Here is a 19,249-nt window from a genome sequence, read left to right as displayed (position 1 = left end):
AACAAAAAATGGCACAAAAAAATCAGAAAATCCGTCAGCGAAACCAAAAGCGTAGCGCGCAAGCAGAGTTTGAAGCAGGGCAAAAGAAACGTTTATTTCTTGGTGCTGGATTTTATGGGGTATTAATCTTACTGGTGGTCATGAACAAGCTAAGCTGGCTAGTCGTTGGTTGGTATGTAGCATTGGGCGTAATAACTTACCTCACCTACGCCAAAGATAAGGCTGCTGCCCAAAATGGTGATTGGCGAACACCTGAGATGACATTGCATATTATGAGCGCGCTTGGTGGCTGGGTCGGGGCGATGGTCGCGCAGACTTATCTACGTCATAAGTCACAAAAGCCTGAGTTCCGCATGGCGTATTATTTGACGGTAGTCATTAATATGGCAGGATTGTTGTTTATATTAGCGGGCGGTGGCTTAGAAGCTTTAGCAGAGTGGCTGTAAAAAAATGCCTTCTTTCTCAAGTTTTTAAGAAAACTCTGCATAGACAAACCCCCAATACAGTTGTCTATATTGGGGGTTTGATGACAAATAGACTGTATTTTTAATATTATGCTTTAGCGTTACGCTTACCTTCCAAAAACAGCATATCAATGACAATCAATGCCACACCGATACAAATGCCAACATCGGCAATATTAAAAATCGGATAATGCCAAACATCAGCATAATGAACATGGATAAAATCGATAACGTGACCATGGAGCAAGCGATCAATTAGGTTGCCAAGCGCGCCACCGAGTACTAGAGCCAACCCTGTGGATAGTAGCTTGGCCTTCCGCGGTACTTTAACCAAGTAGATGATTAAAAACAGCGACATGATCAAAGCCAGTGCAGAAAAGAACCATTTTTGCCAGCCGCCAGCATCTGATAGAAAACTAAAAGCTGCGCCGTAGTTATAAGCGAGCGTCCAATTTAGAAATGGCTCAATGACAGGGACAGGGTCAAGGAAGTTTAGATTGGTTTCGGCGAGCCACTTGGTCCACTGATCTCCAATAAGTACGACCAGTGCCAACAGATACCAAGAAAACGCGCGACTGCCATTAGCGATCACTTTTGGGGTTTTATTCAAACGACCTTTAGGTATCGATGAGCTACCTGTTGTGGCATGGGCAGGCGTAGGCGAATTATCGACCTCGATATTCGGCTGCTTATTTTCTGCTGAATCCGCTGGGTTAGGCGTTAGGTTAGGCATAGTGACGCACCTCGCCATCGCCGCTGACGTTGGTTGCACAGCGAGCACAAAGTTCAGGATGTGTGCTATCGGTACCGATATCATCACGGATATGCCAGCAGCGTACACACTTGGTGCCAGTTGCTGCGCTCACATTAACCACCAAGTCGACAGACTCATCGGCGCTACTATCAGCTTGCTCTGTTGTAGCTTCTTTATGAGCAGTAGGTGCCGCGCTCATTGGTTTTAACGTTGCGCTACTGGTAATAAGTACAAAACGCAGTTCTTCGCCAAGCTTGGCTAAGCTGTCATGCATCGCACCGTCCGCGTAAAGATTGACATCGGCAGATAAGTTAGCATTGATGATTTTTTCACCGCGCGCCGTTTCGATATGTTTATTGACGATATCTTTTGCTTGCATGATGCGTTGCCAGTCATCGTTGCTGATGGCGCTTAGCTCAAACTCTGGGAAGGTATACCATTCTTCAGTAAACACATAGCCTGCTTCGTTGCCGTTTTTACCTTCTAATACTTCCCATGCTTCTTGCGCAGTGAACGACAAAATGGGTGTAATCCAGCGGATCAAAGCATGGGTAATATGATAAATCGCCGTTTGTGCAGAACGGCGCGGCTGACCATCAGTTTGGGTGGTGTACTGGCGGTCTTTGATAATATCTAAATAGAAGCTACCTAAATCTTGTGAGCAAAACGCGGTGATATGCTGGGTGACTTGGTGAAAGTCCATCGCATCATAAGCACTAATAATTTGTGCTTGTACCGTTTGCGCGCGTTCAATGATAAATTTATCTAGGCTGACCAACTCATTGATATCGACGCTGTTGGTTGCTGGATCAAAGTCATCGGTGTTGGCAAGCAAGAAACGTAGCGTATTACGGATACGGCGATACATATCAATCGCCCCTTTAAACACCGTTTTACCCGCGCTCATCTCATAACGATAATCGCTTGATGCAATCCACAGACGCAGCATATCTGCGCCTGTTTTATTGATCTCATCTTGCGGGGTAATGATATTGCCAAGTGACTTACTCATTTTGCGGCCGTTTTCATCGACCACAAAACCATGGGTCAATACTTGCTTAAACGGTGGGCGCTCGTACATGGCCTCAGAGGTCAGTAATGACGTCTGGAACCAACCGCGATGTTGGTCAGAGCCTTCTAAATACAAATCGGCTGGATTGGTCAGCTCGTCACGTTGTTCAAGTACGGTAAAGTGCGTCGTACCTGAGTCAAACCAAACGTCTAAGGTATCAGTCGCTTTATCATAATCAGCGGCTTCGCTACCCAAGAAGTCTTCACAGTTGGCATCAAACCAAGCTTCCACGCCGCCTGCATCGATTTTTTGCGCCGCTACTTCCATCAGCTCTAGGGTATTTGGATGCAGCTCACCCGTTTCTTTATGGGTAAAGAAAGTAATCGGTACACCCCAAGTACGCTGACGTGAAATACACCAATCAGGGCGACCGGTCATCATCGCCTCAATGCGATTTTGCCCCCACGCTGGGGTCCAATTGACTGAAGGAATATCAGCAAGCGCACGCTCACGCAGACCTTTGGTTTCCATATTGATAAACCACTGCGGCGTCGCACGGAAGATAATCGGCGATTTATGACGCCAGCAATGCGGATAGCTGTGTTCAATCTTAGTGTGGCTGATTAAGTGGCCGTTTTCATGTAAGGTGGCGATGATTTTTGGGTTGGCTTTATAGATATGCTCACCAGCAAATACTGCCGCACTTTCTAGGTAAACGCCTGTTCCACTCACTGGATTTTCAACCGGTAAGTTATATTTAAGACCAACGATATAATCGTCTAAACCGTGACCGGGTGCCGTATGGACCAGACCCGTACCGCTATCGGTGGTTACATGGTCGCCTAAGATAAGCGGCACTTGGCGCTCTACAATTAATGGATGTTGAGCACGTAAACCTTCGAGCTCGCGACCTGATACAGTCGCTAACATACCTTGATTGCTAAGTTTTAGCTCGCTTAAGGCAGTTTCAACTAAGTCAGTTGCTAATAGGAAGTTGCCCTTTTCAGTAGCAACTACACTATAGTCATGTTCAGGATGTACAGCGATAGCTTGGTTAGCAGGTAAGGTCCAAGGCGTTGTTGTCCAGATAACAGCGGCAATATTGCCCTCTAGCTCAGCCAATGCGGCTACTTTTTCGGTATCCAAAACATCGAAGCTAACATAGATAGCGTCAGAGACTTTGTCTTGGTACTCAACTTCGGCTTCAGCCAACGCCGAGCTACAGTCCAAGCACCAGTTGACCGGCTTCATACCGCGTGTCACATGACCGTTATCATGAATTTTGGCTAGCGCGCGTACGATGTTAGCTTCTTGGTGAAAATTCATGGTTAGGTAAGGGTTGTCCCAATCGCCAAACACACCTAGACGTTTAAAATCAGCTTTTTGTAGCTCAATCTGCGTGCTGGCATATTCACGGCACAGCCCACGAAATTCAGTCGCCGAAACTTTTTTCCCAACTTTACCGACTTTGGCTTCGACTTTTTGTTCGATAGGTAAGCCATGACAGTCCCAACCGGGCACATAAGGCGCATCAAAACCTGATAGCGTTTTTGATTTAACAATAATGTCTTTCAGTACTTTATTCACCGCGTGACCCAAGTGAATCTGACCGTTGGCGTATGGAGGGCCATCGTGCAAAATATACTTGGTCGCCCCAGCACGTGCCTGACGGATTTTTCCGTATACGTCGTCAGCTTCCCAAGCAGCAAGCCAATCTGGCTCACGTTTGGCAAGGTTGGCGCGCATCGCAAATGGCGTATCGGCAAGGTTTAGGGTGTCTTTATAGTCGTGGCTTGGTTTATCAGTACTTTTATCAGTCATAGAAGGTGTCTTTTAGAGTGGTGATTAAAATTAGAGTGGTGATTAAAATTGGATTAAAAGTGCGCTAAAAGCTAGCGGCAATATTAAAAGTCATACCGTTCAAGGCAATACAATTTAGGGCAAAATCGGGATTAATGCTTAGTAGCAGTTGTTTCTCCGGCTTATTATAAGGTGTCGTAAATAAGCGATGAACAACAATCCGCTGCTTATAAATTACTTATAAAATAGTCATGTCAATCATAAGTGCTAATAAGACGAATGCAACATAAAATACATCTAATAAGATAATGAGAACGTTTATAAAAATAACGTCAGCTATTATATGACAAAAACAGTGGGGTAAAAAGAGCTGTCCAGTATCGCATTTGCAGCCACCAAAACCACTCACAAAATTTGTTTAACTAGTGATTGCTACTTATTTTATATCTGCTAGGATAATAAAAGTGATAATAAAAATTGAGTAATCAATGTCTACGCTGTTTTTATATTCAAGACAGCATCATATCACTATCCTCAGATAATCCCTACTCTCAGTAGTCTATCGTCGTTTTTGATTTAGCCGTTTTTATTGATTAATTTTAATCTGCATCAAATATCATATCCGATTCAATTTGATTTAAAAAACAAAACATACACCTACTTTTAGGGGTTTTTTGTAGCCTATCGCGCGCTTGTAAGCATTAAGAACAACATAATGCTCGTAGTATGCTGCTATAAATTTGTCTGTTTTATCTGAAATTAATATAACAAGGAGCAGTTATGAAAATAGGTATCCCAAAGGAAACAAAGAATAACGAAAACCGCGTTGGTCTAACCCCAAACGGTGTCAGTGCGTTGATCGATGACGGTCATGAAGTCCTCGTCGAAACAGATGCGGGCATGGGTTCACAGTTTACTGACGATGACTATAAAGAAGTGGGTGCAACCATTGTCGATAACGCTGCTAAAGCATGGGATGTCGAATTGGTTATTAAAGTAAAAGAACCACAGACTGACGAATATCAATATTTAACAGACGGTTTAATGTTATTTACCTATTTGCATTTGGCCAATGAGCCTGAGCTTGCCAAAGTATTGATTGATAACAAAATAACCGCCATCGGTTATGAAACCGTACAGCTGGCGGATAACTCGCTGCCACTGCTGACTCCGATGAGTGAAATCGCTGGACGCATGAGTACACAGATAGGCGCGCAGTTTTTGCAGTCTTTTTATGGTGGCAAGGGCATGTTGCTTGGTGGCGTACCAGGAGTAAAAAAGGGTAGGGTCACCATTATCGGCGGCGGCGTATCAGGGACTGAAGCGGCAAAAATCGCTGTTGGTCTCCATGCTAGCGTCACTATTTTAGATCTGGACCCCAAACGCCTGAAACAGTTATCGGAGATGTTTGGCAATAACGTGCAGACTCTCATATCCAATAAAGTCAACATTGCCGAGAGCGTAAGAGACAGTGACTTGGTCATTGGTGCGGTATTGATTCCAGGTGCAGCAACGCCGAAGCTGGTCACTGAAGAGATGATTCAAGAGATGAATGATGGTGGCGTGGTTATCGATATCGCTATTGATCAGGGCGGTTTATTTGAGACGACAGATCGAATCACCACTCACGATAAGCCAACTTATACCAAGCATGGTGTTATCCATTATGCCGTGGCCAATATTCCAGGAGCCGTACCGCGCACCTCAACCATCGCCTTGTCTAATGTCACCCTGCCGTATATACAAGCCCTTGCCAAAAAAGGCTTTAAAGATGCCTGTAATAGCAACGCCGCGTTAGCAAAAGGCGTGAATACCACGCAAGGTCATATGACCTATAAAGCCGTGGCAGAAGCGCTGGATTATAAATATAAGCAGCTGGACTCTTTGGTGGGCTAGGGTGGGCTGGTTTTATTAAAGCAACGCTAATCTTTTATTGAAAACACCCAAAAACCTGCCAGTCAATGATTGGCAGGTTTTTACTTTATAAGTCGGTTTTTGATATATTTGGTGTAATAGACATATTTCAGAAGAATGTCTTTTTAGAGGTTTTTTGATTAGACATTTTTTTGATTAGAAATTTTCTGAGAAATCTATTAACTCTTCAGCGCGCGCTTTATTTTTAGATGCTAAACACAACGGGTGTGCTGGACTACCAATATACATGCCCTCTAAACCACACTGCTGATTACGATAGTCTAGCCAACCGAGTTGTGATTTTTCAAAACTATCGGCATCAGTAGCGTTTCGTCCATTAGCTTTGAGAGATTTGTAGATTTTATTGTAAGCCTTATTCATGGCACTTTTATATTTTGGATCGGCATATCCAGCACATTCATAAAGTCTCGAATTATTTATCGTCTCATATTTGCTCATGCATTCATTATAATAATCCTTAAGCTCGGCATTTGCTGAAGTCATGCTTAAAATGCTGATTAACGTAGCCGTAACTATTGTGACACCAGTACTCTTCCAGTTCATTTTTCAAACTCCAAGTCCATTATTAAGATTAAATGAAAGTTTACTATAACAAATGTTTGTTAGTTGATGGGCTTGGATTTTCTATTACTTATTTAATTTGAAGTAAAGTGGTATAAATTAAATCAAAAATACCATAAGCATTGTTAAGCTGACTTTTTAAGCTAGAAATTAAAAAACAGACGACAACCACAGTCGCAATTTAAGCGACCAAAGTGGCTGAATACCGGTCAATCCTTGTGCCATCTCACCGTCTTTTAATATCACATACGATGGCGTAACTTGTCCTTGCCAGTCATCAAAAATGACTCCTTCTTGATCATTAACTGTCGTAAAACTATAGCTATGCTCATCAAGATAGCTATGCAACTCTTGATTTGAGCCTGATTTAATCGCAATAGTGACCACAGGATAATTATTTGCCGTGGCAAGTTTGTTTATCGTCGGCGAGGTGACGCTACATACAGGACACCACGTACCCCAAAAATAGACCAGCGTGGGTTTATCGTGGCTCATCGCTGCTAAGTCAACAGTTTGCCCTTGATAGTCGGTTAGTTGCAACTGCGGATTGGCTGGCATGACTGGTTGTCGCCACCAATTAATGGCCGTATAAATCACGGCAAATATTAGACCATATAATAATACCGTTTTTATTATCGACAGCGCTTTTTGCTGCGGGGTCTTTTTGGGATTTTCTTTAGGGTTTTCTTTTATCTTTTTAATATCAGTCGTCATAGTGGTTGCTTTTTTGCTGGATAGCTTTTAATAGATAAAAATAAACGGCTGAATGGTCAGCCGTATGATTAAAGTGTTTTAGTAACGAATTTTAAGTATTATCCCATCTTTGCTCGTAGCAACTTAAGGCTTTTGTGCGCGGTCTTGTAATGGGTTGCCGATAAGGACGCTGCCTGAGTTTTCACGGCGCTCTTCATCGGTCAATTTACTTGCTGAAATTTTGGCTTTCTTTTTCCATTTTAAGCTAAACAGATCGTCACGGCGGTCAATCAAATTGTGTACCGAGCCTTCGTTGCGCACGTGGATAAGCTTGTCTAAATTTAAATCCGAAAAGAATACCATTTCGGTATTGGCGGTGGTTTCTGCCATAATCGCATCGTGAGGGAAGGCAAAATCTGACGGTGAGAAAATAGACGACTGCGCATACTGAATATCTAAGCTTTCAACTTGCGGTAAGTTACCAACTGAACCACAAATCATCACGTAGCATTCGTTTTCAATCGCTCGTGCTTGGGCACAGTGACGCACACGCAGATAGCCGTTTTGGGTATCGGTCCAAAATGGTACGAATAAAATATCCATATCATCAAGCGCCATCAAGCGGGCAAGCTCAGGAAACTCGACGTCATAGCAGACCAAAATACCGATACGACCAGCGTCGGTATCGAATACTTTGACTTCATCACCGCCTTCGATTACCCAAGCGCTACGCTCATGTGGGGTAATATGGATTTTGCGCTGTTCTTCTACCGTGCCGTCGCGGCGACAGAGGTAACTGACATTATATAAGGTGTCATTTTCATCAAGCAGGGGCATAGAGCCAGTAATGACGTTGACATTATAGCTGACGGCTAAGTGTGAAATCTCGTTTTTGAACCATTCGGTATAACCTGCCAAAAATCTAATAGCGATGTTTTGATCCGTCGATTCGCACAGACCCATCAATGGTGCGTTAAAAAACTCGGGCAAACAAGCAAAGTCTGAGTTGTAATCGGCCATAATATCGACAAAGAATTCGACCTGCTGGAGCAATTCTTCAGGCGACTCGACTTCACGCATTTGCCATTGAATACCCCCAATGCGCACCTCAGACTTTCGAGTGTTTGGTTTGTAATCTTGTGGCTCATAATAAATGTTCGCCCACTCAAGTAAAGTGGCAAAGCCTTTAGATTGAGCGTCATCTGGTAAGTAGGCGGTCAAAATACGCTTGACGATAAAGCCATTCGATAATTGGAAAGACAACGCAGAGTCATGAATTTCACGAGCGGCAACCGCATCGATATAATCACCAGGCGTGAGGTCTTGGTGGTTATGATAATTGGGAATACGACCACCGGCCAAAATCGCGCGGAAGTTTAACTGGCGGCACAGCTCTTTACGAGCGTCATAAAGCCTGCGGCCTAAACGATAGCCGCGATATTCAGGGTCAATTAAGGCATCGAGACCATAAATAGCATCGCCTTCGGGGTTGTCTCTGATAATCTCTTTATGCCCAATCAAATCATCATAGGTGTGCGGGTTAGAAAACTTAGCATAATCAACGCGCATAGAAAGGACGATGCCGATTAACCTATCATGGTCAAATAATGCAATCTGACCTTCAGGAAAGGCATCAATCAAAGTATGAATGGTGGTCTTTGACCATGCGCCGCCTAAGTTTACATAGACACGGTCCATCAGTCCCTTTAATTGCAAATAGTCTTTTTTCTTAATTTCAGCAATCGTTAGATGAAAGTCGTCTATCTTTTCTATTTTACTCATAATATTCCTGTTTTGATGCTTTACTGGTTTTAGTAAGAGCGAATATGGTGGTGTGATAGCATGCAAACGGCCAAGCTTTTGTGTAACAAAGGCGATAAAGAAGTTTCAATCATAAAATATTACCGCTACAATAATTTATTGTTGTATTTACAATCGCTTATGGTTATATTTTAGCGTATTTTACCTATCTATTTTAGTGTTGCCGAAGTGGTTTTCAAAGCGCTTATATTAACGCGTTTATTATTGTGAAATTGGCTGGTTATGATAGCAAGCTGCATAACCAATAACAGTCTATCGCAGTAAATATTTGCTATGTTTTTGTGAGTTGCTTGCCGTACCTCTTGTTGATTTAGACATCTGTTGCTTATTTTTTAGTCGTATTGCAGCGGCTTTTTAGGATTGTTTTATGATGCCTTTAGATCATACCAATAAAGTCAGTACGTGGGACGAAATAGGGGATTCAGCTATCGTGCAATTGGTGTATGTCAGCACTCTGACCATGACCTCACGCTTAAACACCTCTATATTTGAGGAGGTAGAGTGCCACGCGCGTAATTATAATCAGCAGCATGGCATTACAGGTACTTTATGTTATGGTAATGGTCACTTTTTGCAATGTATCGAAGGCGAAAAGGCGCATGTATTTGCCTTAAAACAGCGTATCTTTACCGATAACCGTCATAAGAATGTCGAGATGTTATTGTTGCAAGCGATAGAGCATCGCAGCTTTGATGATTGGCGCATGCGTCTACTGTTTTTGGAGCGTTGGTTATGGTCACCTGCCACCAAAAGCCAAGCCGCACAGTTGTCACCGTTTTTGCCGTTTGCACCGCATGGTTGGACGCCAGATCGTACCGAGCAGTTTTTACAAATCATCAAAGCTTTTGATAGTCCGCCACATGTCAGAGCAGCAGGCATTACTTATAATGCACTGGGTAATATGTTTCGTCATATCGCCGCGCCGCATCAAGCCTTTTTAATCGTTCAAGGTTTTTTGAGCGTGCTACTTGTACTGGCGCTTATATTGCTATACTTCTAAGTTAAAAAATCGTAAAGTTCATAAGACGAGTAACAAAAAAGACGCTAACATTCTCAGTTTAGCGTCTTTTTTGTTGGTAGTGGTGAAAAGCAGTATAGGCAGTTCCATATAAAATCGATACACTGATCGATACACAGGTAGCCACGTGCTACTGTTATAAATTTTTCTTGCTTGCTGTTCGCAAGCGTGACAGAGGCTGCGAAAAATTTACTCCAGTAGCACTTGCATCGGTTGTAAAGTGAATCAACTATATCAATACATCACATATCAAAAATCTTACCACGATTCATAATGTTATTGGGGTCAAAGACTTTTTTGACCTCACGCAGATAGTCAATCTCAGTCTCGCTACGACTATAGTTTAGATACGGCTTTTTAGTCATACCCACACCGTGTTCTGCAGATACCGAGCCGCCATATTTTTGTACCGTCTCAAACACGTGTTTATTAACAATCTGACATTCGGCAAAGAAATCATCTTTGCTCATATTTTCAGGTTTTAAGATATTGAGATGCAAATTACCATCACCGATATGGCCAAACCAGCACACCTCAAAGTCAGGATAATTGCTGCTGACGATACGATCAATCTCAGCGATAAATTCAGGAACATAACTAATGAGTACTGAGACATCGTTTTTATAAGGGGTAAATACCGAGATGGTCTCAGAAATATATTCGCGCAGTTTCCACAATTCTGTCGCCTGTGCAATACTTTGACTCATCACCCCATCGACGACCCAGCCTTGTTCCATACAGTGCTCAAATATTGCCATGGCTTTATCCATGATCGGCTCGTATGGCGCTTCAAACTCTAACAGCGTATAAAACTTGGTGCGCGATTCAAACGGTTCTTGTACTTGACCGTGAGCCATCAGTTTATCAATGGCGATATCATCAAAGAATTCAAAAGCGGTTAAATCAATCTTCGCTTGAAAGGCAGACAAGACATTCATCACATCATTAAAGCTGTCCATGCCGAGCACCATGACGTTTAAGTCTTGTGGCTGACGCTCAAGCTTGATTTGGGCATGGGTGACAAGCCCGAGCGTGCCTTCGCTACCAATAAAGAGTTGACGCAAATCATATCCCGTGGCGTTTTTGACCATACCGCGATTAAGCTGCAAGATGTCGCCTTTACCCGTGACCACGGTCAGCCCCATAATCCATTGACGGGTCATGCCATAGCGAATGACTTTGATACCACCAGCATTGGTACCGATATTGCCGCCGATTTGGCTTGAGCCTGCTGAGGCAAAATCAACTGGGTAGTAGAGGTCTTTTGATTCGGCAAATTGTTGTAGTTGTTGAGTGACGACGCCTGCTTCAATTTCAACCATACGATCGGCAGGATAGAACTGACCAATATGGTTCATCTTATCCATACTAACCACAATCTCGCCATTGGCTGCCACTGCACCAGCAGACAATCCAGTACGACCGCCACTTGGGGTCAGTACGACATTGTGCTCGTTGGCTAATAAGACAACCGCCTGAACTTGCTTGGTGGTCTTTGGAAAAACGATGGCCGCAGCATTAGGGGCAAAGTGTTTGGTCCAGTCTTTGCCCCAGTGCTCGAGGCTCTCGCTATCGGTTTTGATTTGGTTGGCGTCAAACTGATGAGTATTTAGCAGAGTGCTTAAAACCTTTTGAACGGCAGCAGTAGGGGTGTCGGATGTGCTTTGGCTAGATAAAGAAGTCATGGTTAAATCTCGGTATAAACGTAAGTGCTATGCATAAAAAGGATTATTATATCGCTAAATTGATATATCTAGGTGTACATAAGTATGTTTATATAGGGCGTGTTGAACTTTCACAAGTTGAGGCTTCACAAATAGTCGCGGTCAGTTCAAAATAAAAGCGATACGACTTTAGTAAATTAAATTTAGTAAAGTAAAAAGTAACGTGCTATTGCTATAATTTCTCTTGTTTGCCGTTCGCAGGCTTGCCAGCGATTGCAAAAAAATGATAGCCAATAACACTGTGTCGTTTTTAAAATGAATCTATTATATAACGTTTAGATAAACTGATTCACTATAGCATAAAAAGTTTTCAGGCTTGATAACCAATAATTCATCTAATCTGCTAACATCGCCGCCCGATTTTGTGTAAGATATCCAAACTGTTTTCGTTTCATCCATCATAAGTTATCGCTTAGATAATTTTATAAGACAATTATAGGACAGTTCTCATATGGCGTTATCACTCCAAAAAGACAAAATCCGGTTTTTATTGCTTGAAGGTCTACACGACAATGCTTTAAAAGTATTAGAAGGCGCTGGCTATCATAATATTGAGAATATCAGTCACGCTCTAGATCAAGATGAGCTGATCGAAAAAATTAAAGATGCCCACTTCATTGGTGTTCGCTCGCGCACCCAGTTGACCCGTGAAGTACTTGAGCATGCAAACAAGTTGATCGGTATTGGCTGCTTTTGTATCGGTACCAACCAAGTAGATTTGGACGCGGCTCGTGATTTAGGTATTCCCGTCTTTAACGCGCCATTTTCGAACACACGTTCGGTGGCTGAATTGGTATTGGCGGAAGCCATTATGCTATACCGCGGTATTCCTGAAAAGAATGCAACGGTACATCGCGGCGGCTGGGGCAAATCGGCGACCAATTCTCATGAAGTGCGCGGCAAAACCATCGGTATCGTCGGTTACGGTTCTATCGGCTCGCAACTGTCTGTATTGGCAGAAAGTTTCGGTATGAAAGTTATTTATCATGATGTAGTGACCAAGCTACCATTGGGTAACGCCGTACAAGTGGGCAGTCTAGAAGAGTTGCTATCGACCGCTGATATCGTCACTTTGCATGTACCTGATGTCCCAAGCACACGCTATATGATGAAAGCCGAGCAATTTGCGCACATGAAAGACGGCAGCTACTTTATCAACGCTGCTCGTGGTACGTGCGTTGAGATTGATGACCTTGCGGCTGTACTTGAGTCTGGCAAAGTATTGGGCGCGGCGATTGATGTGTTCCCAAAAGAGCCAAAATCTGCTGATCAAGAGTTTGAATCCCCACTGCGTAAGTTTGATAATGTTATCTTGACCCCGCATATTGGTGGCTCAACGCAAGAAGCACAGGCCAATATCGGTTTAGAAGTCGCAGATAAGTTCGTCAGATATTCTGATCAAGGCGACACGGCGACAGCTGTGAACTTCCCAGAAGTTTCTCTGCCGTTCAAAGAAGGCTCGCATCGTCTGTTACATATCCACAAAAACGTCCCAGGCGTACTGTCACAGATTAACCGCTTATTTGCTGAAGCACATATCAACATTTTAGCGCAGAGCCTAATGACTGAAGGTGATGTGGGTTATCTGGTGATGGATGTTGATTATAATGATTCAACAGCGGCTTTAGATCAGTTAAAAGACGTCGAAGAAACTATTCGCGTGCGTATTTTGTTCTAAGTAGCACTAAAGTTAAGATTAAAAGTTTATATACCGATAGCAGGCAATTTAAATAATTGCCTGCTATTTTTTTTGTTATTTTTTTCAATCCTGAACTGGTTAGCACAATCACCACAGCCTATAAAACTTTATTATATAAATTAACATTTTCTTTACAATGACATCTGTATGACAACTTATACTAAACGAATATATTGCTCAGACACAAAGTTAATTGCTTCTTCATTATGATATGAAGTGAAGTAGTGAGGCAACTATCTAATAGATGCCTAGCATGATAAATAGAACCAAATTAGTATAAATAAATGAAACGTTATATAAGGATTTTTATGAAAACAACGATGATAAAAGCTGCTGCATTAGGTGGCGTGCTGGCTATGAGTGCGACAGCAAGTTTTGCGGCTGGTGACCAAGATAAATATCAGTTATCGAGTCATATCCTAGATATTAGTACAGGCAAGCCTGCACCAAATGTCGATGTAAAACTTATGATGCAAGATGATGGCGCTTGGAAATTACTTAGTACTAAAACGACCGACGACAATGGCCGTATCAATAACTTCCTACCAAATAATGGCAATGTCGATCACGATGGTACGTATAAGTTAATATTTGAGACGACGCCTTATTTTCGTAATCAAAGCTTAGAGTCTTTTTACCCTTATGTTGAAGTGAATTTTAATATCGAAGGCGACAAACATTATCATGTGCCAATTACCTTGTCAGCATACGGCTATAGTACGTATCGCGGTAGCTAATACCAAACCCAAAAAGTAAGATTGGCTGTGTCAGACTTGTTTAGTCTAAAAGAGGTAGTACTTACACGCGTTTTCCTTGCCACTCTAATTTTTGTGAATGGTATAAATTTTACTAAGTACACGTTTTAGAAGAAAGTAAAAATAAGAAAAGCCCCGATCAGTTTGATTGGGGCTTCTTTATAGCTTTTTTCGGCGTCGTTTTATTTTGCTTTGGCTTTATTGGCAGCTTCTGCTTGCAGGCGAGCTTCTGTTTTAGCTGCTTTACGCCTCTCAATCACATCGATGACGTCGCTACCGATATGAGCTTCGCCACGTTTCTTTGCCAGCTGCATCTGATGCTCACGCTCACGGAAACGGGCTTTTTGCTCATCGGTGGCTTTATCAATACAGTGCGGGCATGATTCGCCTTTGATATAGGCAGGGCTTTGCATCTCATCGACAGTAATTGGCATACGACAAGCAAAACATTGCTCATAGTTGCCTTTTTCTAGGTTGTGATTGACGGAGACGCGGTTGTCAAAGACAAAGCAGTCGCCTTGCCACATAGAGTCACTGGCAGGGATTTCTTCCAAGTATTTTAAAATACCACCTTCTAAATGGTAGACCTCTTCAAAGCCTTGTTCGCGCATAAATGCTGTGGATTTTTCACAGCGAATACCACCGGTACAGAACATCGCAACTTTTTTATGCTTGCTTGGGTCCATCTCTTTTGCAACGTATTCTGGAAATTCTCGGAACGTTTCTGTATTTGGGTTGACCGCATTTTGGAACGTACCGATTTGTACTTCGTAGTCGTTACGCGTATCGATAAGGATAACGTCAGGATCTGAGATAAGCGCATTCCATTCGCTTGGTTTAACGTAACGTCCGACCGATTGTAATGGGTCGATATTCTCTACGCCCATAGTGACGATTTCTTTTTTGAGCTTCACTTTGGTGCGATAAAAAGGCTGGGCATCGGTGTAAGATTCTTTAAAGGTAAAGCTGCCAATCGCTTCGATACTACGCAGATAATCAAGGACGTTATCAATTCCTTGGCGGGTGCCAGAAATAGTCCCGTTAATGCCTTCTGCTGCAATCAATAATGTGCCTTTAACTTCGTTATCGAGCATGGCATTTAAAATTGGCTCGCGGTATTGCTCAAAGTCAGCAAAGCGGGTGAATTTATAAAGGGCAGCAACGACGATGTTGTTGGTGACGCTATCGTATTCGGTCGCATGGGTTGGTGCTTTTACGTTAGTAGCTTGTGAGGTACTCATGTTTTTCTCCTGCTGGCTAGGTCGCAAACCTAGTGCATTGGGTGGACAGTCAAACCCATATCAATACGCTATTGTGTCATCCTCGCTTGATGTACTTTGGATACTATCTGCGCTCGGTTTCCTTATATCGTAATCACTCGGGTTAGACTTTGTTAGTTTAGAAAGGGTTATAACATTGGTGCAGTTGTGGAATTAACCAAATGCGCGCGTAGTGTAGCAAATTTGATGGGGTTTTTGCAGATTTATCGATACGTTTATCGAAACAATATAGCGTAGAACAATGATGAAAAACAAAAAACCCAGCTAATAAGCTGGATTTTTTTATTATGCTCTAAACTATTAAAAGCTTACTTACTTTGAAACCAAGTATCTGCTTTGCTGCGAGCGCTAGCAATGTCTGAGCTTGATAAGTTCAATGCCAACTGGCCGATTTTGCCACGTGCTTTGTTACGCACTTTTTCGTCAAGCATGCCATCGCGAGCAGCCAAGTCGTACCATTTATAGGCATCAACCAGATTTTTTTGTTTCTCATCTAACAGTGCAAGCGTATAGCTGGCACGGTTATCACCGCGCATCGCCGCTTTTTCTAACCAAACGCGGGCTTGTTGTAGGTTAGGTTTTACACCTTCGCCGCGCAAGTACATAATGGCAAGATTTAGCTGGGCAGGGGCAACGCCTTGCTGGGCAGCTTTGGTATACCATTGGATGGCTTGTGGTGTATTTTGAGCAATACCTTGGCCTTTTTGTAGGCGCTTGGCTAAATAAAACTGGGCGTGATGATTGCCTTGAGCAGCGCTCGCAGACAGCTCACTAACCGGCATCAGCTCAAAACGAGAGGTATCAAGTGGCACGTTCGATATTAACTCAGCATTGGCTAAGCCCGCACAAGAAAATAATGCAGTAAACAACGCAGCTTTTAATAATTTCATAGCAGCTCCAAAATTAGGCAGTTAATAAGCAAAAAGAATGGTACCGCTAAACATTGTCTCGCTAAAGACAGTTAGACGGCGATAACAATTAGGTGGACCCTTGCGATACCAACTTACCTAATTATTAGTAATGTAACTTATTAGTAATGTAACCAATGATGATAGCGTCATATTGACTCTAGTCGATCCGATAAACGGTCGTAATTAGGGTCTGGCTGACACTGTTTTGTTAGCTTAACACCCAAACTTACGAAACTCAAATACTAATTACAAGATTTAATAGCCAATTATACGTTATTGTCTCCAGTAAAATCATACAGTTACTAGAGGGTAAGAAAATAATAACACTTTGTTAGGATTTATGGAATATTCAAATGTGGCACTGGTGGTATAGTTAAAATACTTTAAAAACGCTACGATACTGCGGGTATAGTTTTTTTGTAGCCTCTGTCTGCGTAGGCACAGCAAGCTAGAAAAAACGGTACCTGCAGTACGTGATGTATCGATTTTACTTTTCACTGACTATAGTTAAGGTATTTGAATGTTCCACAGGCGCTAAGGTTGAAACACGGCTTATTGTAGAGTGGCTATTAGTTTATATGGTTGCATAGCCAATAGCACTGTATCTTTTTTAGATTGAGTTGATCATAGCCATACCTACTGCCATTGCTATGGCTTTTGCTTAGTAACACGATAGATGGCAACATCTGCCAACAGGTTGGGAGCCTGCCGTATCAAAGCAGTCATCAGTGGTGTATGCGCTTTTTCAGAATCACTGACGGCGAAACGGCTGATAATATGAATATCATGCTCAGTGCAAAGCTGTTCAAAATCCTTAAAAGTGCACAGATGAATGTTTGGGGTGTTATACCATTCATAAGGCAAGGCTTCTGAGACGGGCATTAGCCCCTTTAGCCCTAAATGTAGTCGGTTTTGCCAGTGCGCAAAGTTAGGGAAGGTGATGACCGCCTCGCGCGCGACTCGCAACATATCAAGCAGTAACACATCAGGCGATTTGACGGCTTGTAACGCCCGCGCCATCACCACCGTATCGAAGCTATTATCAGCGAAACGCGCTAAGCCGTCATTGAGGTCTTGCTCGACAATGGATAAGCCATTGGAGATCGCCTCGTTGATTTTGTCTTCGTCAATCTCAAGCCCGTATCCAGTCACGCCGCGATTTTTTTGTAAATGGGCGAGCAGCTCACCGTTACCACAACCCAAGTCTAAAACGTGTGAGTTTGGAGCAATCCAGCGCTCGGCCAATTGATGATCCATTCTCATGAGCGCGCTCCTGATTCTTTATAACTGCTTTGATGATTGTTTTTCTTGCTGTTTTGATCGTTACTTTTTGACAGGCTATCTTTTGACTTATTCGCCGTGATAAAGGGAGCATTCAAAAACCCTCTGACCGCGCCCATATAACGTGGAATATCAAATAAAAATGAGTCATGGCCATGCGGTGCATCGACATTGATATAGCTGACTGGCTTACCAGTGGCCATCAGTGCATCGACGATTTCTTGTGAGCGCTCCGGTGCAAAACGCCAATCTGTGGTAAATGACACGATTAAATACTGGCATTGTGTATGGGCAAAGGCGGCTTTCAATGCCGTTAGCTCTTGCTGATGGATATCCTCGCTCTCATCTACGGCTGCTACCGCGTCCTTTGGTTCATTTTTTTGCGCAGGTTGTTGAGCGTCTTTGACTGACGCAGCAATAGAGTCTTTGAGCTGTGCTGATGATGCGGTAGGCACTGATGGATGTGATTGTTCTGATGACATTGATGGCTTTAATGGATAATCACGAGTCGGGTCAAAATAATCTAAAGCTTTGGTCATGAGCAGATAAGTATTGGCGTCGAAGTTCTCGCTAAAGCGTTCGCCTTGATAGCGTAGGTAGCTCTCGACTTGGAACTCAACATCGTAGCCATACATAAATTTGCCAGATTTTAAATCACGACCGAACTTGGCTTTCATCGCATCGTCGGTCAAATAGGTGATATGACCAACCATGCGTGCCAATATCAGCCCGCGACGAGGATAAGTGCCCGCTTGCAAATAGCGTCCGTCTTTAAAGTCGGGATCAGAAAGAATGGACTGGCGCGCCACTTCATTAAAAGCAATATTCTGGGCAGAGAGCTTAGGGGTACTGGCGATAATGACGCAGCGTTTTAACCGATTTGGATAGTCAACTGACCATTGCATGGCCTGCATGCCACCCATTGAGCCACCGACAATGGCATGCCAAACATCAATACCTAGACGGTCTGAGAGCATCGCTTGGGTCTTTACCCAGTCTTTAATCGTGATGAGTGGAAAGTCAGGGCCATAAACTGCTGCTTCGTTGGCCTGATTGTTTTTGTCTGAATTGTGCTGGTCTGAGCCGACACTTTCTGGATTAATCGTCGTTGGGCCAGTAGAGCCAAAACAGCTACCAATATTATTGACGCAGACCACATAAAATCGATTGGTATCGATGGCTTTGTTGGGGCCAATCATATTGTCCCACCAGCCCGCCTTTTTATCATCGGCATGATGAAAGCCTGCCGCGTGATGGCTGCCTGAAAGGGCGTGGCAAATGAGTATGGCGTTTGATTTGTCACTATTCAGCGTGCCGTAAGTTTCGACTATCAGATCAAATGACGGCAAAGTGCGATTACACTCTAAGGTCAACGGCTCGGCGAAATGAAAATTCTGGGGAGTAACGATGCCCACCGAATTAGATTTATTTGTGGGGGACTGGTCACTGGTATTATCAGGGCGTGCGTTCAAATCTACCTCGCAAGACAACAATCATCAATAAAATAAGAAGGGGACTATGTCGACGGACTGTTTTATCGA

The 19,249-nt window shown here is 43.1% G+C and carries 15 protein-coding genes; 5 read left to right on the top strand and 10 right to left on the bottom strand.

Features of this window, described 5'->3' with window-relative positions; all coding sequences use genetic code 11:
• On the top strand, positions 1–446 hold a 446-nt coding region (locus tag ACT3TU_RS06315; RefSeq protein ID WP_444784178.1), incomplete at its 5' end, for a DUF1294 domain-containing protein.
• 106 nt (positions 447–552) lie between these two features.
• Here the strand turns inward: ACT3TU_RS06315 and lspA are convergent.
• Together lspA and ileS are read right to left on the bottom strand one after the other, a co-directional pair.
• Positions 553–1,197: a signal peptidase II gene (lspA, locus tag ACT3TU_RS06310; RefSeq protein WP_444784177.1), complete on the bottom strand. Its 645-nt coding sequence runs from the start codon at positions 1,195–1,197 to the stop codon at positions 553–555.
• Positions 1,190–4,051, bottom strand: coding sequence for an isoleucine--tRNA ligase (ileS, locus tag ACT3TU_RS06305; protein ID WP_444784176.1), 2,862 nt, complete (start codon positions 4,049–4,051; stop codon positions 1,190–1,192). Before ileS ends, lspA begins: the two co-directional genes overlap by 8 nt.
• Before the next feature lie 759 nt (positions 4,052–4,810).
• Here ileS and ald point away from each other — a divergent pair.
• A complete protein-coding gene (gene ald / locus ACT3TU_RS06300) occupies positions 4,811–5,926 on the top strand; it encodes an alanine dehydrogenase (protein WP_192522529.1) in 1,116 nt (371 codons plus the stop codon).
• 174 nt (positions 5,927–6,100) lie between these two features.
• On the opposite strand, the gene ACT3TU_RS06295 is transcribed toward ald, so the two are convergent.
• From ACT3TU_RS06295 to ACT3TU_RS06285, 3 genes are all read right to left on the bottom strand, one after another.
• Entirely contained in the window at positions 6,101–6,508 is a 408-nt protein-coding gene (locus ACT3TU_RS06295) for a lysozyme inhibitor LprI family protein (RefSeq protein ID WP_192522528.1), read from the bottom strand.
• Positions 6,509–6,676: 168 nt separating this feature from the next.
• Entirely contained in the window at positions 6,677–7,240 is a 564-nt protein-coding gene (locus ACT3TU_RS06290; RefSeq protein WP_444784175.1) for a protein disulfide oxidoreductase, read from the bottom strand.
• Positions 7,241–7,363: 123 nt separating this feature from the next.
• Positions 7,364–9,001 (bottom strand): nitrilase-related carbon-nitrogen hydrolase, encoded by a 1,638-nt coding sequence (locus ACT3TU_RS06285; RefSeq protein ID WP_444784174.1) that lies wholly within the window; start codon positions 8,999–9,001, stop codon positions 7,364–7,366.
• Between the two features lie 406 nt (positions 9,002–9,407).
• Between ACT3TU_RS06285 and ACT3TU_RS06280 the strand changes: the two genes are divergently transcribed.
• Positions 9,408–10,040 (top strand): BLUF domain-containing protein, encoded by a 633-nt coding sequence (locus tag ACT3TU_RS06280; protein WP_444784173.1) that lies wholly within the window; start codon positions 9,408–9,410, stop codon positions 10,038–10,040.
• A 260-nt stretch (positions 10,041–10,300) separates the two neighbouring features.
• Here ACT3TU_RS06280 and ACT3TU_RS06275 read toward each other — a convergent pair whose 3' ends face one another.
• Positions 10,301–11,743, bottom strand: a complete 1,443-nt coding sequence (locus tag ACT3TU_RS06275; RefSeq protein WP_444784172.1) for an FAD-binding oxidoreductase — start codon at positions 11,741–11,743, stop codon at positions 10,301–10,303.
• Positions 11,744–12,233: 490 nt separating this feature from the next.
• Between ACT3TU_RS06275 and serA the strand changes: the two genes are divergently transcribed.
• Together serA and uraH are read left to right on the top strand one after the other, a co-directional pair.
• The gene (gene serA, locus ACT3TU_RS06270) at positions 12,234–13,460 is read left to right on the top strand and encodes a phosphoglycerate dehydrogenase (protein ID WP_444784171.1); all 1,227 of its coding nucleotides are present in this window, start codon (positions 12,234–12,236) and stop codon (positions 13,458–13,460) included.
• A 329-nt stretch (positions 13,461–13,789) separates the two neighbouring features.
• Positions 13,790–14,218 carry a hydroxyisourate hydrolase gene (uraH, locus tag ACT3TU_RS06265; RefSeq protein ID WP_444784170.1) on the top strand — a complete coding sequence of 143 codons (429 nt, stop codon included), beginning with the start codon at positions 13,790–13,792 and terminating at the stop codon, positions 14,216–14,218.
• 200 nt (positions 14,219–14,418) lie between these two features.
• Here the strand turns inward: uraH and trhO are convergent, their stop codons facing one another.
• The 4 genes from trhO to metX form a co-directional block, all read right to left on the bottom strand.
• The gene (gene trhO / locus ACT3TU_RS06260) at positions 14,419–15,477 is read right to left on the bottom strand and encodes an oxygen-dependent tRNA uridine(34) hydroxylase TrhO (RefSeq protein ID WP_444784169.1); all 1,059 of its coding nucleotides are present in this window, start codon (positions 15,475–15,477) and stop codon (positions 14,419–14,421) included.
• Between the two features lie 347 nt (positions 15,478–15,824).
• Positions 15,825–16,406 (bottom strand): tetratricopeptide repeat protein, encoded by a 582-nt coding sequence (locus ACT3TU_RS06255; protein WP_192522522.1) that lies wholly within the window; start codon positions 16,404–16,406, stop codon positions 15,825–15,827.
• A gap of 669 nt (positions 16,407–17,075) precedes the next feature.
• Positions 17,076–17,690 (bottom strand): methionine biosynthesis protein MetW, encoded by a 615-nt coding sequence (gene metW / locus ACT3TU_RS06250; RefSeq protein WP_192522521.1) that lies wholly within the window; start codon positions 17,688–17,690, stop codon positions 17,076–17,078.
• Positions 17,687–19,180 (bottom strand): homoserine O-acetyltransferase MetX, encoded by a 1,494-nt coding sequence (gene metX / locus ACT3TU_RS06245; protein ID WP_225735316.1) that lies wholly within the window; start codon positions 19,178–19,180, stop codon positions 17,687–17,689. Before metX ends, metW begins: the two co-directional genes overlap by 4 nt.
• Positions 19,181–19,249 lie beyond the last annotated feature (69 nt).

Origin of the sequence: Psychrobacter sp. AOP3-A1-26 (genome assembly GCF_052378235.1) — a bacterium.
Lineage (GTDB): Bacteria > Pseudomonadota > Gammaproteobacteria > Pseudomonadales > Moraxellaceae > Psychrobacter.
The sequence above is the reverse complement of the archived record's forward strand: the minus strand, read 5'-3'. Positions and strand labels throughout refer to the sequence as shown.

What these genes read in the sequence shown, in the direction of transcription:
- ald (WP_192522529.1), top strand. Translation starts at nt 4,811, where the DNA reads ATGAAAATAGGTATCCCAAAGGAAACAAAGAATAACGAAAACCGCGTT.
- ACT3TU_RS06285 (WP_444784174.1), bottom strand. Translation starts at nt 9,001, where the DNA reads ATGAGTAAAATAGAAAAGATAGACGACTTTCATCTAACGATTGCTGAA.
- metW (WP_192522521.1), bottom strand. Translation starts at nt 17,690, where the DNA reads ATGAGAATGGATCATCAATTGGCCGAGCGCTGGATTGCTCCAAACTCA.
- trhO (WP_444784169.1), bottom strand. Translation starts at nt 15,477, where the DNA reads ATGAGTACCTCACAAGCTACTAACGTAAAAGCACCAACCCATGCGACC.
- ACT3TU_RS06295 (WP_192522528.1), bottom strand. Translation starts at nt 6,508, where the DNA reads ATGAACTGGAAGAGTACTGGTGTCACAATAGTTACGGCTACGTTAATC.
- lspA (WP_444784177.1), bottom strand. Translation starts at nt 1,197, where the DNA reads ATGCCTAACCTAACGCCTAACCCAGCGGATTCAGCAGAAAATAAGCAG.
- ileS (WP_444784176.1), bottom strand. Translation starts at nt 4,051, where the DNA reads ATGACTGATAAAAGTACTGATAAACCAAGCCACGACTATAAAGACACC.
- ACT3TU_RS06280 (WP_444784173.1), top strand. Translation starts at nt 9,408, where the DNA reads ATGATGCCTTTAGATCATACCAATAAAGTCAGTACGTGGGACGAAATA.
- serA (WP_444784171.1), top strand. Translation starts at nt 12,234, where the DNA reads ATGGCGTTATCACTCCAAAAAGACAAAATCCGGTTTTTATTGCTTGAA.
- uraH (WP_444784170.1), top strand. Translation starts at nt 13,790, where the DNA reads ATGAAAACAACGATGATAAAAGCTGCTGCATTAGGTGGCGTGCTGGCT.
- ACT3TU_RS06290 (WP_444784175.1), bottom strand. Translation starts at nt 7,240, where the DNA reads ATGACGACTGATATTAAAAAGATAAAAGAAAACCCTAAAGAAAATCCC.
- ACT3TU_RS06255 (WP_192522522.1), bottom strand. Translation starts at nt 16,406, where the DNA reads ATGAAATTATTAAAAGCTGCGTTGTTTACTGCATTATTTTCTTGTGCG.
- ACT3TU_RS06275 (WP_444784172.1), bottom strand. Translation starts at nt 11,743, where the DNA reads ATGACTTCTTTATCTAGCCAAAGCACATCCGACACCCCTACTGCTGCC.